Origin of the sequence: Magnetospirillum sp. 15-1 (genome assembly GCF_900184795.1) — a bacterium.
In the GTDB taxonomy this organism is placed as follows: domain Bacteria; phylum Pseudomonadota; class Alphaproteobacteria; order Rhodospirillales; family Magnetospirillaceae; genus Phaeospirillum.
Genome location: NZ_FXXN01000024.1, coordinates 126,665 through 141,793, shown reverse-complemented (window position 1 = coordinate 141,793; position 15,129 = coordinate 126,665). Strand labels below are relative to the sequence as shown.

The window sequence follows — 15,129 nt, the reverse complement described above, 5'->3', positions numbered from 1 at the left end:
CAGGAGGAGGTGCTTCCTGCCACATCCCCCATCACCTCACCCGACGCCAGATTTCGGTCCATGCTTCATTCTCAAGAATCTTGAGTGCCTTGATACCTTCTTCAAACTCAGCAATTTGCCGCTTATCGGAACAAAGAACCGCAGCTTCATTGGTCGAATCAATTACCTCAGTCACATTCGAAACCAACGCCAAAAGTGCTTCGGTCGATATTCGACGATTTCGTGATTTTGAACTACTCAAGTAGCTTTGGCTTCGATTAAGCCATTCACCAAATTCGCGACCAGAACCGACGATTCCCAACGAATAAAATTCTTCATATATCTCTTCTAATTTTCGCATGAACGACTCCTGCTGTTGCAGGTGTATTTATCCAAGCAGCGAATGCCTTCATATGTAGGCAATTATTTCGACCACCCCAAATTGGCCGACAGGTTCAAACCTGATATTGTTCACGGCCATGAACAGGGGGAACATCATGACCAAGAAAAAATTGCCATTCACGATGTTGATCTGCGGCCTGGACGAGCTTGGTGACGAGTTGGAATCGTTTCGCCCGTCGCACATTCTCTCGATTCTCGACCCTAATGAGGACCGCGACGATCCCCTGATCTTCCCCGAATCGATAAAGGTTCTGAGCCTGCGATTTTTTGACCTGCACGCCACAACCGGATCAGTCGGAATGATGTTGTCGGCCCAGGACCGGTCTGAATTCCCGAGCATTGACCATGCACGTGACATCATCGAGTTTGGCCGTGAAATCCCTGCTGGAGCCAAGGTGCTGATCCATTGTTGGGCCGGGATCAGCAGGTCCACCGCAGCAGCATTCGTTCTTGCCAGTCTTCATGTGCCACCAAATGAAGCCATGAAATTGGTGATGTCCCTACGACCAGGGGCGATGCCAAACCGGCTCATCGTAAAATTCGCAGACCGGATTCTTCGTGCTGAAGGCCGAATGGTTGGTGCGATTGATGGTCACAAACGCGATGTCGATTCTCGGTCGATCAGGGCCAAGAGGCGTTGAGCTTCATTGACTGCACATCGAAGCAGGTCAATAACCGCCATCAATTCGATTCGGGTTCCATCATACTCAGTCGGAAATTGTCTCGGCTGCACCGAAACAGCATCTTTTGCAGAAATAGTTAAATCATCACATCGCATCGCATTCCTCACAAACATTGACTTTATATATTTATCCGTTAATTCTTATAGTGGTTGATTATGCGGTGAGAATTATGCGTCAGACATGCACAACATTTTCAGCGTTAGTCTTGATTGCATCGACCTGCGTCGTGAATGCACAGGAAGGCTATTTTTACACGACAGACAAGGGTTCCGCCGGGGTGGTGAAAGCCGCTCCCCCGCCCGTGTATCCACGCGATCCGAACCTGCCGAATTATTACTCCCTCGGCTCGAAGCCATCGCCGCCGCCCATCACATTCGACGAGATCAACACCCCAGGATACTGGCAGCGGGAAAAAGATTTAGTATTGGGCAAGGACGCGAATGGCATGAACCTCCATGATCGTGGGCTATACTGCTCCGCACTGGAGAGAAAGATCAGTCAGTATGCAGAAATATCAATGCAATGGTTAAATGACCATGACCTATGGTTTTCACCGTCATTTGGATACATTTCTCATGGAATCGTGATGTCTGAGTCGCGTGCAATATTGACCTATACACAAGTCGCACTTCGCGACATGCGATACGTTAAACATGACGGTGCCGTAATTCAGCATTGTGACGACATCGCAAATTTTGCGTTCAGTCGGATGTCGAAATTGCTGGAAAAATATCCGGAAGACCCCGGCTGGTTGGAGCGGGTCCGAAACTGACGGACATTGTTTCCCGTCCGGCCATCAGCATTAAGGCGTTGGTAAAGAATTATATATATTACAAGCAAAATCGGTGACGAGTTTGCAAAAATACAAGACACCCTATAGCAACTCCATATTTAATAAAAATTGATCGGCTGGAACCGGATGTCCAAGCAGATATCCCTGTAAAATTTCACAGCCACAATCTATCAGGAATTCACGCTGAAACTCATTTTCAACTCCCTCTGCTATTACCTCGAGATCGAGAGCATGAGCCATTTGAATGATAGATAAAATTAACGCGTTACCCTTGCCTTTATCAGATATTTCAGACGTAAACGACTTATCGATCTTAAGTGTAGTAAACGGAAATTTGCGAAGATATCCAAGTGCAGAATACCCAGTTCCAAAGTCATCAATTGAAAGGCGGATACCCATTCCTCTCGCCACTTCCATGAATGCAATCGCGGCATGACTATCCGCGACAAGAGTTCGTTCAGTTAGCTCGATCTCAAGCAACTCAGGAGGGAACCCCGTCTCCTCAAGAATTTTTTCAATGGTTTCAATGAATCCCATATCATTACACTGCAAAGCCGATATGTTTACAGCAACCCTAAAGGCAGCACCATAATTTGAACGCCAAAACGCCGCATCCTTGCATGCTGAAAACAATATAGAACTTCCGATTTGCTTAATCAGACCATTTTCCTCCGCCAATGGAATAAATTTATCCGGAGAAATGTAGCGGCCACCATGTGTTTGCCAGCGAGCAAGTGCCTCAGCACCAACAATGCGACCTGTTTTTGCGTCTATAAGAGGCTGATAAAACACTTTAATTAAGTCTTCCGTTACCGCAGAATGAAGCTCGCTATCTAAAGACTGTCGCTCGCGAGCCTCCCTGTCCATTTCAGGCATAAACAGCCGATATCCGCCACATGACTTATTTCTTGCGTTCATTAGTGCTGAGTGTGCGTTTCTCAGCAACTCAAAATGATCAGTTCCGTCGATTGGTGAAAATGACATTCCAATAGACGATAATAAAAAAAATTGCTCTCCGAATACATTAAACGGCTGCGATAATACCTCTATTAATCTTTTTGCAACAGACTCCGCAATGGATGGAGTCGAGATTCCTTGTAAAATTACAAGGAATTCAGTTCCGCCAATTCGTGAAACCGTATTCAGATCGTTTAAAACTATTTCTGAAATTCGTTCAGCAGCTTGCTTTAAAATTAAATCGCCACCTTTGTGGCCGTGAATGTGGTTTGCCCGAGACAGCCCATCAACCTTTACAATAAGAGCAGAAACAATCCTTCCGAAACTGGAATTTGCAGAAATAGCTTGGCCAAGGCGATCAAGTGCAACCGCCCTGTTGGGCAGCCCGGTAAGTTCATCAAAGTTCTGTGTATGAATGAGTCTCTTCTCAAATTCCTTTCTTATAGAAATGTCTTCCTTTATGGCGATAAAATTAACAATCTGTGCACAATCGTCAATCACGGGAGCGATTACGGCATACTCCCAAAATAACTCTCCATTTTTCTTTTTGTTGTGTAGTTCGCCGTGCCATACCTTTCCATCGGAGATAGCACCCCATAACTCATGGTATACCTCATCAGGGGTATATCCAGACTTTAATATTCTTGGGTTTAATCCTACAGCCTCTTCATATGTATACCCCGTATTCTTTGTAAAGCACGGATTGACATACTGGATTAGGCCGCCGCAATCAGTTATGACAACAGAAACTGGAGCCTGTTCAACTGCCGCAGATAGCCGCAGCAGACTGGACTGGCGATGAGCGGTTTCTTCAAGAAGGCGATTGATTGCTAGCGATACAGGGCCGATCACTTCATCAGAAGACGATTCGCAGCGAACAAGTATATTCCCTGACAAAAAATCGTTAATTACGGCTTCTATATCTCTCAAGCGTCTAACCATTTTAAACACCTCAGGTGTCGTCGGCCTTTATGGATTTGACGTTGCCAGAAGAAACAGCGAGCAACGAATGTAATTTTTCAAGCGATTGATCGCTGCAGCAGACGGACATAATGCAACCATGATTTGCAGCACAAATCAAAACCCTGGAGATGGAATCAATTGTGCTGGATGTCTTGTCGTGGCTAATTTTGCAGACACTTATTAATTCATCACTCATAGCACTAACCAGCATTTTGCTGGATCGATTTAATGCCGCTCAAAAACTGAACAACATCTTTTCGAATTAGTTCGGACTGCTTCGAAACGTCCCCCGCAGCCTGAAGCACCTGGGAGGCTGCTGCCCCAGTTTGACTTGCCCCCGAGGACACATCTGCAATATTTTTGTTAACATCGTTTACCGCTTTAGAAGCCTCATGAACATTGCGGCTAATCTCACTTGTGGCCGCACTTTGCTCTTCAACAGCAGATGCAATGGCGGTTGAAATGCCATTTATCTCACGAATAGTGCCTCCAATTGTTCTGATTGCCTCGACGGAAGCACTTGTTGCCTCTTGTATTGAACGAATTTGTTCACCGATATCAGCGGTTGCTTTAACGGTTTGGTATGCGAGGTTTTTCACCTCGTTAGCAACCACTGTAAAGCCCTTACCAGCCTCTCCAGCCCTGGCCGCCTCGATAGTGGCGTTGAGTGCCAGCAGATTGGTCTGGCTTGCTATGTTTTCAATCAGAGCGGCTACAGTTCCAATTTTGTTTGCTGCATCTGACAGCCCCATGACAATTCCATCGGTCCGCTCAGCCTCCTGGACCGCATTTGCGGATATGGTCGCAGACTGACTTACTTGCCGTGTGATTTCGGACACCGAAGCAGCAAGTTCCTCTACGGCCGATGCAACAGTTTGGATGTTAACGCTGGTCTCTTCCGATGCCGCTGCAACCGCAGTTGATCGGCTAGTCGTATCACCTGCTACACGAGCCATTTCGTTAGCTGTGGCAACCAAGTCCGTTGAAGATGACGCAAGTACCCCTACAAACTGAGATATCCTCTCGTCAAATTCAGTGGTTAGCTGCTCACGCCGTAAAATCCTTGTTTCTCTAAAGGCACCCTCTGCAATTTGCCTTGCTTGCATTGTGTCATTGGATAGCAAAGCTCCGCGAAACACCATGATGACCCGAGCCATCTCCCCAATTTCATCCTCACGTTCGAGGCAGGGAACCGCTGTATTTTTTTCTCCTGACGCAATTTTTGAAATTGTGGCAGTCAATGCAGTAAACGGTGTGACCACGCTACGAATAATTAGAGCAGTTGCAATAATTCCCCCAACCATCAACAGAACCATTGCCGCTGAAATTAGATACAAATCACTCTGAGCTTTTAACCGGATTGATGAAGCCATAAACATTAGATCATTGGCAGCGGTATTTTCCGCCTTTTTAAGAGCTTCAATTCTGGCTGTGGCAGCAGAAAACCAACTTTGCGGGTCAATGCTACCTTGATTCATATTAATAGCGGCAGAATCTCGAATTTTTTCATAATCGCTTGCGATTTGACCGCTTATCATGTCCATAAATTCTTGTTTTTTTGCCTGAGAAACAAGGTTTTTATAGGCGTTAAAATATGCAGCTTGCTGAGCAGATCTATCAACAAATCGTTTGTATCTCCACGATGGGAATGCCTCGGAGAATCCAACGGCACCAATTGCACGTTCCTGTCCCGCACGTTCTTTGCCTTGCGTGAGGGAAAGATAAGCATTCAGTTGGTTTGAAACTTTTGCACTCTCAAGACTTTGGGCAACGTCCGACAAATTGTTAAGGAGCCGAACTATCAAGGACGAATATTCGTCAACGATATCCGCCTGTTTTTTGGTGGCACTATCTACGCTGGTGCGAATTTCATCAAGCTTATCAAGTGCGTTAGTGCCATTGCCAATTTGGTTGGTTGAGACAATTTTTCTCAACCTATCAACCTCGATACGGCGAGAATTTAGGTTTGAACGCTGAGCATTGTTTCCGCCAATAACAAGGGCAGTTACACCTCTCTCTCCCTGTAACTCGTGAACAAGATTCCCAACATTAACGGCGTAATCAGCGAGAGCCTCAACACGCTTCATTTCACTAACAACAGCCAGCTTACCGGATATAAGAAAAAATGTTACAGCAAACGCCAAAATGCTTGGAATCAATGCGGCCATTAAGATGCGGTTTTTAACCTTGAACCTACACAGAAAGACATCAACAGCATCTAAAATACCAGTCGTGCGACGCTGCTCTGCAGCACCATGCTGACGGTAAAGGGTGGAAAGCTGAAGATCTTTGCCAACAACATGGTCAAAAAACCAATTGGTAAGATACGAAACAACCGCCTCAACCGCAGGCCCAGAATTATCGTTAGAGAGCAAACCCATAAACTTTTCAATCTGCCCAATAGCCTCGCTGTGTTCTTTTGCGTGCTCATCTAGCTGATCAAATGAAAACTTTTTCAGAATAGCTTCTTCTCTTGACGCATGCCTTCTGAATTGAATTAAAAACTCATCAAGTATGCTGAGTATTTTATTTTCATCAGAATTTATGCAGCCAGTAAGCTGGTTTATAAACTCCATGAGGCCACGGTGGTCTGCATCAATGAAGTCTACACCCGTCTCGTACGTGGCGTGCCATTCCATTCTCATGATATCCCAGCCCCAAATTAAATTATATCGGCTCTAATTTGCATCAACTGCCATGTTGCTCTAGTATTCTCCTATATGTTTGGCAGCTTAGAAAAGAATCATATTGTTACAGAGTTTCACATTATTTCGCCAACGACAGTTGATGTTTATCAAATCCAGAGTAGTTACTATTTTTTACCAAATACTATGTATTTTTTTATTCGTGTAGGGGTTCATATCGCATTCACAATGTGAGTATGTGATTTTGGAATTTGCACTCATAACGGGAGGAATGTTTGGCTGGTTTAAGATGTATTCAAAAGGTGGATGGATTTAAACTTTCATATACAGCACCTGCATTTCGATATCGGGGTTCTGCGATTTATTACCTATGAGTGTGGTGATAATGATATTTCGAAATCCCCTTCTTTCACCGTTTGCTGCTCACACGTGGGGGCATGCCGAAGGAATTATGGAATAGGGAAGGGATGAATGATGTCGGATCAAACAGTTGAGCCAGCGTGGCCCGATACGCCTCTGCCGCCAGCTTGGGCTCGGCTCATCACGATGGCATGAGGCAAACCAGCCTCCGCCAAAATCAGGGGGGGGGGATTCTTCGTTTGTGATCAATGTGTGAATTCGGGACTTATCCGCTTAGTCGTCGCACGGCCACAATGCCCGGCCACCAGACTGCACCCGCAGGATAAATACCTCTCGAAAGTGAGGTATCCATCATGAACGCCAGAATCTACGACCCACAGCAGGACATTGACCGTCGCCTTGAAACGATAGGCGAGATTTTTCCCTGGAGGCGAACCTATGAGGTTGATGAAGAAGGCTTTGCCATTCTGCAACAATCCTTGGCGGCGTGTGCAAGCCATACGCGGCTGACCGACCCTGGCGGCGGATCGCTATCCAAGATGCACCTTGAAGTCGCTTTTTCCCATGTGGTCACCCAGGTCACCGCGTGGTTCAGCAATAAGTCAGATTATCTGATGGTCAAAGCAGCATGTGATGCTGCAAATGCAGCAACGCGAGCATCTGATTTACACTGACATATACAGCCATCCTGCATTTGCAGCAAAATAATGCATCTTTGATAAATAGTTCATCGCAAACTGTTTATCAAGGAGACATCATGAGCACCATTCACGAATCGCAAATCGCTAATCACCAAAAAGAAATTGAACGCAATCCTGACGATTACGCCCGGCCATGCCCACACTGTGGTGGCATTACATTTGTTATCACCCTCTCAAATCGGCTAAAGTGCTTTGAATGTGAAGAGTTTTTGATGGTCGATGATGTCATCTAACGCAAGTGCGGGGTGGCATCATACGTAGTTGATGGGCTACTTGCTCGGGTATTCGTGATTTCTCCCAGGAAACGGGGCAGATTTGTGGGGGAGAATGTGGGGGAAAGGGTGGGGGATTAGCATTTTTCGATATATGCGAACCCCTTGAAAAATCAAAAAAAACCGCTGGGTTGCCCCAGCGGCTTGAGTTTAGGGAGGAAACGTCCAAGAAAGCAGAAAGGGGTCCGAGGGACTGGCCTTTGCTGCAGTGCAATATATATCGGTGGATTTGTTGCGGTGCAAGACAAAAATCGGAGGAGAAACCGCGGAAAGCCGCCAGATCGGCATTTCTCTCCCTTTGGTGGCTGCAACACAGGTATGACCACTTCATGGCGGGAATCGTGGAATTCCTGGCATGGGGTGTGCAAGAATGCCTGCGGCCAATGGGCCCCAGGGAGAGTGTGATGGCGGTTTGGCGTATGGCATGGATGGTGGGAGTGAGCACGGCCGTGGCCGTGCTGGCGCTGCCCGCCCAGGCCGTCCCCACCGTCGCCAACGAGGGTTTGTGCGCCGCCGAGGCCGCCACCCAGGAGCGCCTCTACGGCATTCCCACCGCGCTGCTCCACTCCATCTCCATCGTCGAGTCCGGTCGCTACGACTCCCAGCACAAGGCAGTTATTGCCTGGCCGTGGACGGTGATGGCCGAGGGGCAGGGGCGATATTTGCCCAGCAAGGCCGAAGCCATCGCCGAGGTGAAGCGCCTCAAGGCGCGGGGCGTGCAGAACATCGACGTGGGTTGCATGCAGGTCAACCTGCGGCACCACCCCACCGCCTTCGCCAATCTGGAGGAGGCCTTCGACCCGGCGGCCAACGTGGCCTATGCCGCCCGTTTCCTCAAGGGCCTGTTCGGCGCCACCGGCCACTGGCCGACGGCGGCATCCTACTATCACTCCCAGACCCCGCATCTGGCCGCCGCCTATCGCGAACGTCTGATGAAGGTGTGGAACGCTCCGCCGAATGCCGCCGGCACCCAGGTGGCGTCGGCGCGGATCAAGCCGGTGCCGTCGGCGCCGCCGCTGCGGCAGGTGCCCGGCAACGCCCGTGTGGAAGAGTTGCGCAAGACGTGGCGGGAAAACGCCCAGGCGGCCCGCGACGAGGCCAGCCGTATCGCCGAAGCCTACCGCAAGGCCCGCGTCGCCGAGTACCAGCTGCGCCGTGTGAAATTCCAGGAAGCGCGCAACTCGCTGAATACCGCCAACCGCTACTGAGCGGGGTCGGACGGCTCGCCGGCTGGCTTGGCGGCGCTCTGGGAGCGGCCGCGCATGGCGCCGAACACCCCGAAGCAGATCATGAAGAGAATGAAGCCGCCCAGGACGAACCACTTGCTGTCGCCCAGCCACTCCTCGAGCTTGCGGCCCATGAAATAGCCGCCCCAGGCGAAGGAATGCGCCCAGATGGCCGCCGCGGTGAAGTTCAGGATCAGATACTTGACGCGCGGCACGCCGGCGATGCCGACGATGAAGGGGGCGACGTTACGCACCCCGTAGATCCATCGGAACGACAGGATGAAGATGGCCGGGCTGCGGTTGACCGTCTCGAACGCCCACTCGATGCGGCCCGACAGTCCCGGCCAGCGCTTGAGCAGCGGGGCGCCGTATTTGCGGCCGATATAGTAGTAGAGCTGATCGCCGAAGAAGCTTCCGGTCAGCGCCGCCAGGGCCAGCAATTCCACATGAATGCGGAAGCGGCCTTCCGAGGCCAGGACGCCGGTGACGATCACCACCGTCTCGCCTTCGATGAAGGTCCACGCGGTGATGAGCGGATAGAGCAGGTATCCGTATTGGGTCAGGACGTGGATGACCAGCTCTTCCAAGGCAATCCCATAAATCTAAGGGGTAATAACCGGCAGTAAAAATCCGGCAATACAGCCTGGGGGTCAATGGCGAAATCGCTTGGTTACGAAATCGTCATTGCTTTAGGGGGTATCAGCGGTCGGAACGGGGCCGGATTCGATTGACGTGGCCCATCTTGCGTCCGGGACGGGCCTCGGCCTTGCCATAGAGATGCAGGCGCGCCGACGGGTCCTTCAGGATGTCCAGCCACTGGCCGGCATCGGCGCCGATCAGGTTCTTCATCTCGGCGTCGGAGTGGCGCTCGGGGTTGCCGAGCGGCAGGCCGCAGACGGCGCGGATGAACTGCTCGAACTGGTCGGTGACGCAGGCATCCATGGTCCAGTGGCCGGAATTATGCGGCCGGGGCGCCATCTCGTTGGCCAGCAGGCCGTCGGGGGTGACGAACATCTCCACCGCCAGCAGCCCGACCACGCCCAGCGCCTCGGCGGCGCGGTGGGCGATGTCCATGGCCTGGCCGATCAGCGACGGCGCGATGGGGGCGGGAACGGTGGTGGTGTCGAGAATGTGGTCGCGGTGGATGTTCCATACGGGATCGAAGGCGGCCCACTCGCCGTCCACGCCGCGCGCCACGATCACCGAGATTTCCCCCAGGAAGTCGATGAAGCCTTCCAGCACGCCCAGGCCGGCCTCTTCCAGGCCGGTGCCCAGGGCGGCCCAGGCCTCGGCCGGGTCGGTGTCGGGGCCGATCTTGACCTGTCCCTTGCCGTCATAGCCCAGCCGGGCGGTCTTCAGCACGGCGGGGCGGCCGATCTCCTCGATGGCCTGGCGCAGCTCGTCCAGGCTGCCGACCGCCCGCCAGGGGGCGGTCTCGATGCCGATGGAGTTGAAGAAGCGCTTCTCGTTGCAGCGGTCCTGCGCCACCTCCAGCACGCTCCAGCATGGGCGTACCGGCACGTGCTCGGCCATATGGCGCACGCTTTCCGCCGGAATGTTCTCGAATTCGAAGGTCACCACGTCCACCGAGCGGACGAAGCGCTCGATGGCGTCCTGGTCGTCGTAGCGGGCGATGGTGGCGGCGTCGCTCACCTGGGCGGCGGGCGAGTCGGTCTCGGGCGTGAAGATATGCACGCGATAGCCCAGCCGCGCCGCCGCCAGGGCGGCCATGCGGCCCAACTGGCCGCCGCCGATAATGCCGATGGTGCTGCCGGGCGGCAGCGGAGACGACGCGGGATCGCGGCTCACGGGCGGATCAGATCGGGAGAATCGGGGTCCACCGGAGCTTCGGCCACCGATTCGGTCTGGCGGGCGCGCCAGGCTTCCAGCGCCGCGTCCACCGCCGGGTCCATCAGGGCGATCACCGCGCCGGCCAGCAGGCCGGCATTGGTGGCGCCCGCCTTGCCGATGGCCAGGGTTCCCACCGGAATGCCGCCGGGCATCTGGACGATGGACAGCAGCGAGTCCTGGCCCTTCAGCGCCTTGCTTTCCACCGGCACGCCGAATACCGGCAGCGTGGTCATGGCGGCGGCCATGCCCGGCAGATGGGCGGCGCCGCCGGCTCCGGCGATGATCACCTTCAGCCCGCGGCCCTTGGCCGAGGTGGCGTAGTCGTAGAGGCGCTTCGGCGTGCGGTGGGCCGAGACCACCCGGGTCTCGAAGGCGATGCCGAGGTCGCTGAGCACCTGGGCGGCGTGGCGCATGGTCTCCCAGTCCGACTGGCTGCCCATGATGATGCCGACCTGGATGGGGGCCGCTTTGACCATGCTCTATCCTTGCCCTGCCTAGGGAAGAGAAAGGGCGGAATTATATGCAGCCGCGCCCTGGACGCAAGGACGTATTGCCGAAATTTCGGACACGCTTCCGGCCCCCATGCTACTATGCATCGAAATCGTACTTCCCGTCGGGGGGAAGGATGGCCAATCAGTTTCGCAGCGAACCGGTTTATTCCATCGGGCATGTCAACGAATACGCCCTCGAGCGGGATTCGCATCCTCCGGGGCACCCTCCCCATTCGCCCTATCCCCAGAACGAGCCGCCCCAGACCCAGCACAGCGTCGCCGATGTGGCGTCCATCCTGGGCCTGCCCGATGCCGCCATCACCCCGGCGGTGCTGAAGGCGGTCACCGGCCTGCTGAGCGAGGCCGACCGCCTGCGCTGGATGGAATCCCAGAACCGGCGGCGTCAGGCCTATCTGGAAGGTCTGGCCGACCGCGACGTGATGGTGCCGGCTCTCAACCGGCGGGGCTTCATCCGGGAACTGGAGGGGCTGCTCAGCACCGGCCACGGCTCGGGGACCCTGGTGCTGCTGCACGTGGCCGGGATCGAGCATCTGCGTCAGATTCAGGGGCTGGCGGCCGGCGACGGGGCGCTACGCCACGTCACCGCCCATCTGGTGGGCTCGCTCCGGACCTCGGACCCGGTGGGATTGATGGGCGGCAGCGATTTCGCCCTGCTGCTGTCCGGGACCGAACTGAATGCCGCCCGCGACAAGGTGCGCGACATCATGGAGCGCATCAACCAGCAGCCCTTCTACTGGCTGGGCGACGTCCACAGCTTCGCGCTGTTCTCCGGCTATCATGTGCTGCAGCCGGGCGAGAACGCCGAATCCGCCGTGGCCGCCGCTGATCGGGCGCGGCGCGGTCTGCCGGGATGACGGGCGTCAGGACGACAGTCGGGTCAGTTGATGACTTCCGGCATCACCCAGCCCGATTGCAGGGCGATACGCACCGCTTGGGCGCGGTTGGCGGCGCCGATCTTGCGGTAGACGTTGCGCAGGTGGACCTTGATGGTGATTTCCTGCAGCGACAGGGCGATGGCGATTTCCTTGTTGGTGCGGCCCTCGACCAACTGGGCGAGAATCTCGCCCTCGCGCCGCGACAGGCGGTCGAAGGGCGGCGGCGCGCCGGCCGGCTTGGCGGTGACCGGAGTGATGGTCTGGTTGCTGGGGTCCTCGAAGAACGTGCTGGACGGCAGGTACTTCTCGCCCGACAGCACCAGACGCAGCGCATTGACCATGGCGGTGCCGCTGACCGTCTTGGGGATGAAGCCGGCGGCGCCGGCCTGCACGGCCGACACCACGTGGTCGCGGGTGGAATAGCCCGAGACGATCACCACCGGGGTTTCCGGAACGCGGGACTTGATCTGCTGCAGACCGGAGAGCCCGTCCATGCCGGGCATCATCAGGTCCAGAAGGACAAGGCCGATACCTGGGGTTTCATCGATAACCTTGATGGCTTCACCCAGGGTGGCGGCGTCGAGGATTTCCACGCCGGGCTCGAGCTCCTGGAGAAAGGGTCTCAACCCATCGCGGACCAGCTTGTGGTCATCGGCCACCAGGATTTGCATGAGTCCCGCTCCCAAAATTAATTCACCTTATGCCAAGCCACCCCAACCTACTCGAAAGTTTAAACAAGCTTTTGGGAACAAACAATGGCGTCAAAGAGTATCCCTAAAAAATATACTAGGTCGGAGGCTTAAGGAACACCGTGACTAATTCCCCCAGTTGTGCCAGAGCCACCGGCTTTTTCAGAACGGCGCAGCGGTCATCCTCCAGATTGGCGGCTACCCGTTCGGTGGCACCCAGATGGCCGGTGACGATGACGATGGGCAGCAGCGGATCATAGTCGCGCAGCTTCTCCACCAGTTGCTCGCCATTGCCGGCCGGCATGCGCAGGTCGGTGATGACCACGTCGGCGGGGTCGTCGGAAAACAGCTTCCAGGCTTCGAGACCGGTGCCGGCGATGCTGACCCGGTAGCCCAGCTCCCGCAGGTAGCGGGCCAGGGTCCGGGCGGCGGTGGTCTCGTCGTCCACCACCAGGATATGGGCGTCGTCCGATCCGGCCTGGGCCAGGCCGGGTGACAGGGCGGGCAGGGGAACCGGCCCGGCGGCGTCCAGGTCCAGGGGCAGGCTGATGACGAAATAGGCCCCCACCTTGCTGTCTTGCAGGGTCAGGCAGCCCTTCATGGCGGTGATCAGGCCGTGGCTGACCGACAGGCCGAGGCCGGTGCCGCGTCCGGCCTCCTTGGTGGTGAAGAACGGCTCGAACAGGTGGGCCTTCATGCTCTCGGGCAGGCCGGGGCCGTTGTCGGCGATGGCGATCTCCACATGGTCGCCCTGGCGGGCGGCGCGGACGGAAATCTCGCCGCTCCAGTCGGCCGGCATGGACTCCTTGGAGTCGCGCAGAGCGTGATGGGCATTGTTGAGCAGGTTCATCATCACCTGCTCCAACTGGATGCGCCGGCCGCGTACCGGCAGCGGGCCGGAAGGCAGTTCCAGGTGGACGACGATGCCGTCGGGACGGAACTGGCCGTCCAGCACCTCGATGGCCGAGCGTACCGCCAGGGCGGCGTCGAACACCTGGATGGGCGTGGTGTCGCGGCGCGAGAAGATGCGGATGTCGTCGATGATCTCGGCGGTGCGCTCGCACTGCTCGGCGATCAGGGCGAATTGCTGGGTCTGGAACTCCTGGCTGGCCTTGTCGCGCTCGATCAGCATCAGGGCGCCCTCGGAGGTCAGGCGGATGATGTTCAGCGGCTGGGACAGTTCGTGGACCAGCCCGGCGGCCATTTCGCCCAAGGTGGCCAGCTTGGCGGTCTGCAGCAGGGTCTCCTGCACCCTGGTGCGCTCGCTGATGTCGCGGACGACCAGCAGGCGGGCCGGCAGGCCGCGGAAGGAGATGGAGCAGGCCAGGACTTCGGCGTCGAAGGCCGAGCCGTCCAGGCGCAGCAGCCGGTAGTGGTTGAGGACGTGGCCGGGCGGCGGCGAGTCCAGGCGTTCCAGCGCGTCGCCACGGCTGTCGGGGTGGACCAGATCGAGGACCGCCCGACCGGTGAGCGGTGCCCAGGAACTGGCGCCGAAGGCGTGGATGGCCGCATGGTTGGCGAACAGGATGGAACCGTGGCCATGGACGACGATTGCGTCGGGGGCCAATTCCACCAGCGAGCGGTAGCGCTGTTCGCTCTCGGCCAGTTCCTTGGCGATCTGCTGGTGGCGGGCGCGCATGCGCAGGGTGGCGATGCCGTGGGACAGGTTGCGGGCCACCCCCATCAGCATGCCGACCACCTGGGTGTCGAACATGTCGGGCTGGGTGGAATAGAACATCAGGGCGCCGATGCGCTGGTCGCCTTCGCCCACCGGCAGCGCGACGCCCGAGCGGATGCCGTGGAACTCCGCCCTGTGGAGCCAGGGGGCGAAGATCGGATCGGATCGTGTGTCGGCCAGCACATAGGGCTGGCCGCTGCGGATGGCGATGCCGGTGGGACCCTGGCCGGCTTCGTCGTCGTTCCAACTGAGGGCCAGATCGTCGAGATAGTCGGCGGCCAGGCCGGCGCGGGCCATGACCGTCACCTTGCGTTCGGGCGGCTGCCCGGCATAGCCGATCCAGGCAAGGCAATGACCGGCCTCGGCGCCGATCAGGCAGATCTGTTCCAGCAGTTCCAATTCGTCCGAGGCCTGCAGCAGCGCTTCGGTGGCGCGGACCAGCAGATTTGCGGCCTGATCCATCCGGCGCCGGCCGGTATTCCTGTCGCTGCCCTGGGACATTGCGTCCTCTCCATGCCTCGCGATGATGATACGGTAGGCCGG

General features: G+C 55.7%; 14 protein-coding genes. 6 read left to right on the top strand and 8 right to left on the bottom strand.

Annotated features, from left to right (window positions below):
• Nucleotides 1-31 precede the first annotated feature (31 nt).
• Nucleotides 32-340, bottom strand: coding sequence for a DUF6626 family protein (locus CP958_RS25890; RefSeq protein ID WP_141400492.1), 309 nt, complete (start codon nucleotides 338-340; stop codon nucleotides 32-34).
• 136 nt (nucleotides 341-476) lie between these two features.
• On the opposite strand from CP958_RS25890, the gene CP958_RS11830 reads away from it, so the two are divergent.
• Together CP958_RS11830 and CP958_RS11825 are read left to right on the top strand one after the other, a co-directional pair.
• Entirely contained in the window at nucleotides 477-1,022 is a 546-nt protein-coding gene (locus CP958_RS11830; RefSeq protein WP_096702160.1) for a dual specificity protein phosphatase family protein, read from the top strand.
• 211 nt (nucleotides 1,023-1,233) lie between these two features.
• Nucleotides 1,234-1,836 carry a hypothetical protein gene (locus CP958_RS11825; protein ID WP_096702159.1) on the top strand — a complete coding sequence of 201 codons (603 nt, stop codon included), beginning with the start codon at nucleotides 1,234-1,236 and terminating at the stop codon, nucleotides 1,834-1,836.
• A 102-nt stretch (nucleotides 1,837-1,938) separates the two neighbouring features.
• Here CP958_RS11825 and CP958_RS11820 read toward each other — a convergent pair whose 3' ends face one another.
• Both CP958_RS11820 and CP958_RS11815 read right to left on the bottom strand, forming a co-directional pair.
• Nucleotides 1,939-3,756, bottom strand: a complete 1,818-nt coding sequence (locus CP958_RS11820) for a GGDEF domain-containing phosphodiesterase (RefSeq protein ID WP_096702158.1) — start codon at nucleotides 3,754-3,756, stop codon at nucleotides 1,939-1,941.
• A gap of 221 nt (nucleotides 3,757-3,977) precedes the next feature.
• Nucleotides 3,978-6,416 (bottom strand): nitrate- and nitrite sensing domain-containing protein, encoded by a 2,439-nt coding sequence (locus CP958_RS11815; RefSeq protein ID WP_170958949.1) that lies wholly within the window; start codon nucleotides 6,414-6,416, stop codon nucleotides 3,978-3,980.
• A 719-nt stretch (nucleotides 6,417-7,135) separates the two neighbouring features.
• On the opposite strand from CP958_RS11815, the gene CP958_RS25885 reads away from it, so the two are divergent.
• The 3 genes from CP958_RS25885 (at nucleotide 7,136) to CP958_RS11810 (ending at nucleotide 8,963) form a co-directional block, all read left to right on the top strand.
• Nucleotides 7,136-7,456 (top strand): hypothetical protein, encoded by a 321-nt coding sequence (locus CP958_RS25885; RefSeq protein ID WP_141400491.1) that lies wholly within the window; start codon nucleotides 7,136-7,138, stop codon nucleotides 7,454-7,456.
• 83 nt (nucleotides 7,457-7,539) lie between these two features.
• Nucleotides 7,540-7,716: a hypothetical protein gene (locus CP958_RS26360; protein ID WP_170958948.1), complete on the top strand. Its 177-nt coding sequence runs from the start codon at nucleotides 7,540-7,542 to the stop codon at nucleotides 7,714-7,716.
• 467 nt (nucleotides 7,717-8,183) lie between these two features.
• Nucleotides 8,184-8,963: a transglycosylase SLT domain-containing protein gene (locus CP958_RS11810; protein ID WP_242442881.1), complete on the top strand. Its 780-nt coding sequence runs from the start codon at nucleotides 8,184-8,186 to the stop codon at nucleotides 8,961-8,963.
• Here CP958_RS11810 and CP958_RS11805 read toward each other — a convergent pair.
• The 3 genes from CP958_RS11805 to purE all read right to left on the bottom strand — a co-directional run bounded on the left by CP958_RS11805 (nucleotide 8,957) and on the right by purE (nucleotide 11,308).
• Nucleotides 8,957-9,568 carry a DedA family protein gene (locus CP958_RS11805; protein ID WP_242442860.1) on the bottom strand — a complete coding sequence of 204 codons (612 nt, stop codon included), beginning with the start codon at nucleotides 9,566-9,568 and terminating at the stop codon, nucleotides 8,957-8,959. The two genes, CP958_RS11810 and CP958_RS11805, sit on opposite strands and share 7 nt — an antisense overlap.
• A 112-nt stretch (nucleotides 9,569-9,680) precedes the next feature.
• Complete coding sequence (locus CP958_RS11800) at nucleotides 9,681-10,790, bottom strand: 5-(carboxyamino)imidazole ribonucleotide synthase (protein WP_096702156.1); 1,110 nt, start codon at nucleotides 10,788-10,790, stop codon at nucleotides 9,681-9,683.
• Nucleotides 10,787-11,308, bottom strand: coding sequence for a 5-(carboxyamino)imidazole ribonucleotide mutase (gene purE / locus CP958_RS11795; RefSeq protein ID WP_096702155.1), 522 nt, complete (start codon nucleotides 11,306-11,308; stop codon nucleotides 10,787-10,789). Before purE ends, CP958_RS11800 begins: the two co-directional genes overlap by 4 nt.
• A gap of 149 nt (nucleotides 11,309-11,457) precedes the next feature.
• On the opposite strand from purE, the gene CP958_RS11790 reads away from it, so the two are divergent.
• Nucleotides 11,458-12,198 (top strand): GGDEF domain-containing protein, encoded by a 741-nt coding sequence (locus CP958_RS11790; RefSeq protein ID WP_096702154.1) that lies wholly within the window; start codon nucleotides 11,458-11,460, stop codon nucleotides 12,196-12,198.
• Between the two features lie 23 nt (nucleotides 12,199-12,221).
• Here CP958_RS11790 and CP958_RS11785 read toward each other — a convergent pair whose 3' ends face one another.
• Together CP958_RS11785 and CP958_RS11780 are read right to left on the bottom strand one after the other, a co-directional pair.
• Entirely contained in the window at nucleotides 12,222-12,890 is a 669-nt protein-coding gene (locus CP958_RS11785) for a response regulator transcription factor (RefSeq protein ID WP_096702153.1), read from the bottom strand.
• A 115-nt stretch (nucleotides 12,891-13,005) separates the two neighbouring features.
• On the bottom strand, nucleotides 13,006-15,087 hold the full coding sequence (locus CP958_RS11780) for an ATP-binding protein (RefSeq protein WP_096702152.1): 2,082 nt from the start codon (nucleotides 15,085-15,087) through the stop codon (nucleotides 13,006-13,008).
• Nucleotides 15,088-15,129 lie beyond the last annotated feature (42 nt).